Here is a 6,067-nt window from a genome sequence, read left to right as displayed (position 1 = left end):
AATTCCCCACCGTGTCCATGGGCATCGGGCCGATGAACGCGATCTACCAGGCCCAGAACAACCGCTACCTGCACAACCGGGGCCTGAAAGACACCTCGGACCAGCAGGTCTGGGCGTTCCTGGGCGATGGTGAAATGGACGAGCCCGAGTCCCGGGGCCTGCTGCAGCTGGCAGCGAACGAGAACCTGGACAACCTGAACTTCGTGATCAACTGCAACCTCCAGCGCCTGGACGGCCCGGTGCGCGGCAACGGCAAGATCATGCAGGAACTCGAAGCGTTCTTCCGCGGCGCGGGCTGGAACGTGATCAAGGTCGTCTGGGGACGGGAGTGGGATGACCTGCTCACCCGCGACACCGACGGGTCCCTGGTAAAGATCATGAACGAAACCGTCGACGGCGACTACCAGACCTACAAGGCAGAGTCCGGCGGGTTCGTCCGCGAACACTTCTTCGGCAAGACCCCGCAGACCAAGGACCTCGTCGCGGACCTCACCGATGACCAGATCTGGAACCTCAAACGCGGCGGCCACGACTACCGCAAGGTCTACGCCGCATACAAGGCCGCCACCGAATTCAAGGGCAAACCCACCGTCATCCTCGCCCACACCGTCAAGGGCTACGGCCTGGGCCCGCACTTCGAGGGCCGCAACGCGACCCACCAGATGAAGAAGCTCACCCTCGATGACCTGAAGAAGTTCCGCGACCACCTGCGGATCCCGGTCACCGACGAGCAGCTGGAGAAGGACTCCTACCGGCCGCCGTACTACCACCCCGGTAACGACGCCCCGGAAATCAAGTACATGATGGAGCGCCGGGCGGCCCTGGGCGGATCCGTCCCGGAGCGCCGCGACACCCACGCCGAGATCGTGCTGCCGGAGGCCAAGTCCTACGAGGTGGCCAAGCGCGGTTCGGGCAAGCAGCAGGCCGCGACCACCATGGCGTTCGTCAGGCTCCTGAAGGACCTGATGCGGGATAAGAACTTCGGCAAGCACATCGCCCCGATCATCCCGGACGAAGCCCGCACGTTCGGCATGGACGCGTTCTTCCCGACGGCGAAGATCTACAACCCCAAGGGGCAGAACTACCTGTCGGTGGACCGGGACCTCGTCCTGGCCTACAAGGAATCCCCCGCAGGGCAGCTGATCCACCCCGGCATCAACGAAGCCGGCGCCGTGGCAGCCTTCACCGCCGCCGGAACCTCTTACGCCACCCACGGCGTACCCCTGGTCCCGGTCTACGTGTTCTACTCCATGTTCGGCTTCCAGCGCACCGGCGACGCCTTCTGGGCCGCCGGAGACCAGATGACCCGCGGCTTCATCATCGGCGCCACCGCAGGACGGACCACCCTCACCGGCGAAGGCCTCCAGCACGCCGACGGACACTCCCCCCTGCTGGCCTCAACCAACCCCGCCGTCCTCACCTACGACCCCGCCTACGGCTACGAAATCGGACACATCATGCGCTCCGGCCTGGAACGGATGTACGGTGCGGATTCGACGGACAAGAACGTCATGTACTACCTCACGGTGTACAACGAACCCATCATCCAGCCCGCAGAACCGGAGAACCTCGACGTCGAAGGCGTCATCAAGGGCATCTACCTGCTCGCCCCGGCCAAGATCGACGGTCCCCGCACCCAGATCCTTGCCTCCGGCGTCTCCGTGCCCTGGGCCATCGAAGCCCAGCGCGTGCTGGCCGATGACTGGAACGTCTCCGCCGACGTCTGGTCCGTGACCTCCTGGAACGAACTGCGCCGCGACGGCCTCGCCGCCGAAGAGGAAGCCTTCCTCAACCCCGGCCAACCCGCCCGCGTCCCGTTCGTCACCCAGCAACTCGAAGGAGCCACCGGCCCCATCGTCGCCGTCTCGGACTACATGAAAGCCGTCCCCGACCAGATCCGGCAATTCGTCCCCAACGAATACGCCACCCTCGGCGCCGACGGCTTCGGCTTCTCCGACACCCGCGCAGCAGCCCGCCGCTTCTTCAAGAACGACACCCACTCCATCGTGGTCCGTGCCCTTGAAATGCTGGCGCGCCGCGGCGAGGTGGATGTCGACGCCCCGGTGAAGGCGATCGAGAAGTACAAGCTGCTCAACGTCAACGCCGGCACCACCGGCAACGCCGGAGGCGAAGCCTAGCCTTCCGGCTGGACATCGGAACCAGCAGCGCTACACGACGGCGGCCCTCACCCCACAAGGTGAGGGCCGCCGTCGTTCTGTCCCGGGGTAAGCCGCCGGCAGGTACGGAGGCTGTGACGCAGCGCAAGGCGGGTTGTAGCCTTCGCACAAATGGAGCTTGCCCCGCGGTGGCCGTATGCTCAAAGAATGCCAGCATCAGCCAGCCAGTCCCCGAAGCGGAAACCGTCCCCGCCGAAGGTCACGCCGGAGAAGTCCGAGACCCTCAAGCAGCTCCGCGCCAACGTGGGCCAGCTCTCCACGACCACCATGCGCAAGCTTGAGCAGTCGCTGCCGTGGTACAGCCGGCTCAGCGCTGATGAGCGTTCCGCACTCGGCATGGTGGCACAGAACGGCATCGCGGCGTTCGTCACCTGGTACGAGCGGCCAAGCTCTCCCTCCTGGATCCTCACCGACGTTTTTGGGACGGCCCCCACGGAACTGACGCGTTCCATCAGCCTGCAGAAGGCGCTCCAGCTGATCAGGATCGTGGTGGAAGTGGTGGAGGACCAGGTTCCCGTCATTGCGCCCGAGGCCGACCAGCCCTCCCTGCGGGAGGCCGTGCTGCGCTATTCGCGGGAAGTCGCATTCGCTGCCGCGGACGTCTACGCCCGCGCCGCCGAGTCCCGCGGCTCCTGGGACACCCGGCTGGAAGCTTTGATTGTGGATGCGATCCTGCGCGGCGAAAACACGGACGCCCTGCGCTCCCGTATCGCCGCGCTGGGCTGGAAGGCGCAGGAGCGCTTCACCGTCATGGTGGGCAATTCCCCGTCTGAGCCCAGCGCCAGCTATGTCAGTGAACTGCGTCGGATGGCTGGCCGTTATGCCGAGGACGCGCTGGTGGGCATCCAGGGCGACCGGCTGATCCTCATCCTCGGCGGGGTGCAGGACCGCGAAACCGCCTATGTGAAGCTGAGCGACATGTTCGCCCCCGGGCCGGTGGTCTATGGACCCGAGGCCAGTTCGCTGCTGGAGGCCAGCGGATCCGCCCAATCCGCCTTCGCCGGATTGACGGCAGCCAGGGCGTGGCCGTCTGCGCCACGTCCGGTGGCCGCGGACGACCTGTTGCCGGAGCGGGTGATTTCCGGGGATGACGCTGCCCGGCGCTCACTCGTTAAGAACATCTACCGGCCGCTCCTGGCCGCCTCCAACGGGCTGGTGGAGACACTGGGAACCTACCTGGAACTGGGCCACTCACTGGAGGCCACGGCCCGGGAACTCTTCGTCCATGCCAACACGGTGCGCTACCGGCTGAAGCGGGTCTGCGATGTTACAGGCTGGGACCCGCTGCTCCCGCGGGAGGCGTTCGTGCTGCAGGCAGCACTGGTGGTGGGCCGTCTTTCGGCGCCACCGAAGGCCGCCACGGAGCGCCAGGCGTCCCGGAACCAGGCCTGAGGCATTGTAGACTTCCTACAACCTGACCCCGTGAGCTTGGTGCGGAGAAACACCGCTGGATCACACAGTAATTTGGAAAGCTGGTTACGTGCTTGCAATAGTCTGCCCTGGACAGGGCTCACAGACCCCGGGTTTTCTTGCCCCCTGGCTGGAACTTCCCTCGGTGGCAGGCCAGCTGGCCTCCCTGAGTGACATCGCAGGCATCGACCTGATAGCCCACGGAACCACCTCCGATGAGGAAACCATCAAGGACACTGCCGTGGCGCAGCCCCTGATCGTTGCTGCCGGGCTTGTCGCCGCGGCTTCCCTCTTCGACGTGGAACTCAACTCCCTCCCGGTGATCCTCGCCGGCCATTCCGTGGGTGAGATCACCGCAGCAGCCCTGGCCGGTGTGCTGACCGAACAGGAAGCCATGACGTTCGTCCGTGAACGGGCCAACAGCATGGCCGCCGCGGCAGCCGTCACCCCCACCGGCATGAGCGCCGTCGTCGGCGGCGACCCCGCCGAGGTGCTGGCCGCCATTGAAGCCGCCGGCGCTGCCCCCGCCAACGTCAACGGTGCCGGCCAGACGGTGGCGGCAGGAACCTTCGAACAGCTGAAGGCCCTTGCCGACAACCCGCCGGCAAAAGCCCGCGTCATCCCGCTCAAGGTGGCCGGCGCGTTCCACACCAGCCACATGTCGCCCGCCGTTGATGCGCTCAAGGCGCTGGAACCCACCTTGAACCCGGTTGCCCCCAAGGTGCCCCTCCTGTCGAATTACGACGGCGGCGAAGTCACCGACGGTGATGCCGCCGTCGCAAGCCTGATCGCCCAGGTTTCCCGCCCGGTCCGCTGGGACCTGTGCATGGAAACCATGGTGAAGCGCGGTGTTACCGGCGTGATCGAACTCGCGCCTGCCGGCACGCTGGCGGGCCTGGCCAAGCGCGGCATGCCCGGCGTCAAGACCGTTGCCGTCAAAACCCCCGATGACCTGTCCGCCGCACTGGCGCTCTTCGCAGAACTGGAGGGCAACGCATGAGCGTTCCCACGCTGAAACAGGCTCCCATCCAGGAGCACACCCGCATTCTCGGCCTCGGCGCCTACCGGCCGGACGTCATCGTCACCAACGAAGATGTTTGCCAGTGGATTGACTCCTCCGACGAATGGATCCGCCAGCGCACCGGCATCGTCACCCGCCACCGTGCCGCTGCCGACGTCAGCGTGATCGACATGGCCGAAGGCGCAGCCCGTGAAGCCATGGCGAAGGCAGGCATTGAAGCCTCTGAACTCGGTGCAGTCATTGTGTCCACCGTGACCCACCCCTACGCCACTCCCTCCGCCGCGGCCAGCCTGGCCGACCGCATCGGTGCCACTCCGGCCCCTGCCTTCGATATCTCCGCTGCGTGCGCCGGTTACTGCTACGGCATTGCCCAGGCCGACGCACTGGTCCGGTCCGGCACCGCGAAGTACGTCCTCGTGGTCGGTGCGGAGAAGCTCTCCGACGTCATCGACAACCGGGAACGCACCATCTCCTTCCTCCTCGGCGACGGCGCGGGCGCCGTCGTCATAGGCCCTTCCGACACGCCGGGCATTGCCCCGTCCGTGTGGGGCTCGGACGGCAGCAGGTGGGACGCCATCGGCATGACGCGCTCCATGCTTGACGTCCGCGACCTCGGCCTGGCTGCCCGCCAGTCGGACTCCACGGGCGATCTCGCACTGCTGGAAGAAGCCCAGGAGCTGTACCCCACCCTTCGCCAGGACGGACAGACCGTGTTCCGCTGGGCCGTGTGGGAGATGGCCAAGGTGGCCCAGCAGGCACTCGATGCCGCCGGGATCCAGGCGGAAGACCTGGTGGCCTTCATCCCCCACCAGGCCAACATGCGCATCATCGACGAGATGGTGAAGAAGCTGAAGCTGCCCGAGACGGTTACAGTGGCACGGGACATTGCCGAGGCCGGCAACACGTCCGCTGCCTCCATCCCGCTCGCAACCCACCGGCTCCTGCAGGAGAACCCCGGACTGAGCGGCGGGCTGGCCCTGCAGATCGGTTTCGGTGCCGGACTGGTCTTCGGCGCACAGGTAGTTGTCCTTCCCTAGATACGCCCAAGGGTCGCAACCGCGGCCCGGACCGTTTCCGGCAGCCCCTGCCGGCAATACAAGAAAAGGAGCCACAAATGGCTAGCAACGAAGAGATCCTGGCCGGCTTGGCTGAAATCGTCAACGAAGAAACCGGCCTGGCCCCGGAGGCCGTCGAGCTGGACAAGTCCTTCACCGAGGACCTGGACATCGACTCCATCTCCATGATGACCATCGTGGTCAACGCTGAAGAGAAGTTCGGCGTGCGCATCCCCGACGAAGAGGTCAAGAACCTCAAGACCGTTGGCGACGCCGTCAGCTTCATCGCCGGAGCACAGGCCTAATAACAGGCTTTCCGCCGTCTCACGGCTTGGCAGGGCTGCCGGTCCGGACTGACCGGACCGGCAGCCCGCCGCATTTATCCGGGCAGAACCCCGACCGGG

General features: G+C 66.0%; 5 protein-coding genes. All 5 read left to right on the top strand.

What is annotated here, in order from left to right; genetic code table 11:
- The coding region (gene aceE / locus PUN51_RS13905; RefSeq protein WP_275181330.1) for a pyruvate dehydrogenase (acetyl-transferring), homodimeric type at positions 1 to 2,138 on the top strand (2,138 nt) is incomplete at its 5' end.
- Positions 2,139 to 2,324: 186 nt separating this feature from the next.
- Positions 2,325 to 3,569, top strand: a complete 1,245-nt coding sequence (locus tag PUN51_RS13900) for a PucR family transcriptional regulator (RefSeq protein ID WP_159631754.1) — start codon at positions 2,325 to 2,327, stop codon at positions 3,567 to 3,569.
- A gap of 88 nt (positions 3,570 to 3,657) precedes the next feature.
- Complete coding sequence (locus tag PUN51_RS13895) at positions 3,658 to 4,587, top strand: ACP S-malonyltransferase (protein ID WP_201302413.1); 930 nt, start codon at positions 3,658 to 3,660, stop codon at positions 4,585 to 4,587.
- Complete coding sequence (locus tag PUN51_RS13890) at positions 4,584 to 5,645, top strand: beta-ketoacyl-ACP synthase III (RefSeq protein WP_224026389.1); 1,062 nt, start codon at positions 4,584 to 4,586, stop codon at positions 5,643 to 5,645. Before PUN51_RS13895 ends, PUN51_RS13890 begins: the two co-directional genes overlap by 4 nt.
- Positions 5,646 to 5,722: 77 nt before the next feature.
- Complete coding sequence (locus PUN51_RS13885) at positions 5,723 to 5,968, top strand: acyl carrier protein (protein ID WP_009359314.1); 246 nt, start codon at positions 5,723 to 5,725, stop codon at positions 5,966 to 5,968.
- Positions 5,969 to 6,067: the final 99 nt, after the last annotated feature.

Source organism: Arthrobacter sp. NQ4, assembly GCF_029077345.1.
Classification (GTDB): domain Bacteria; phylum Actinomycetota; class Actinomycetes; order Actinomycetales; family Micrococcaceae; genus Arthrobacter.
The sequence above is the reverse complement of the archived record's forward strand: the minus strand, read 5'-3'. Positions and strand labels throughout refer to the sequence as shown.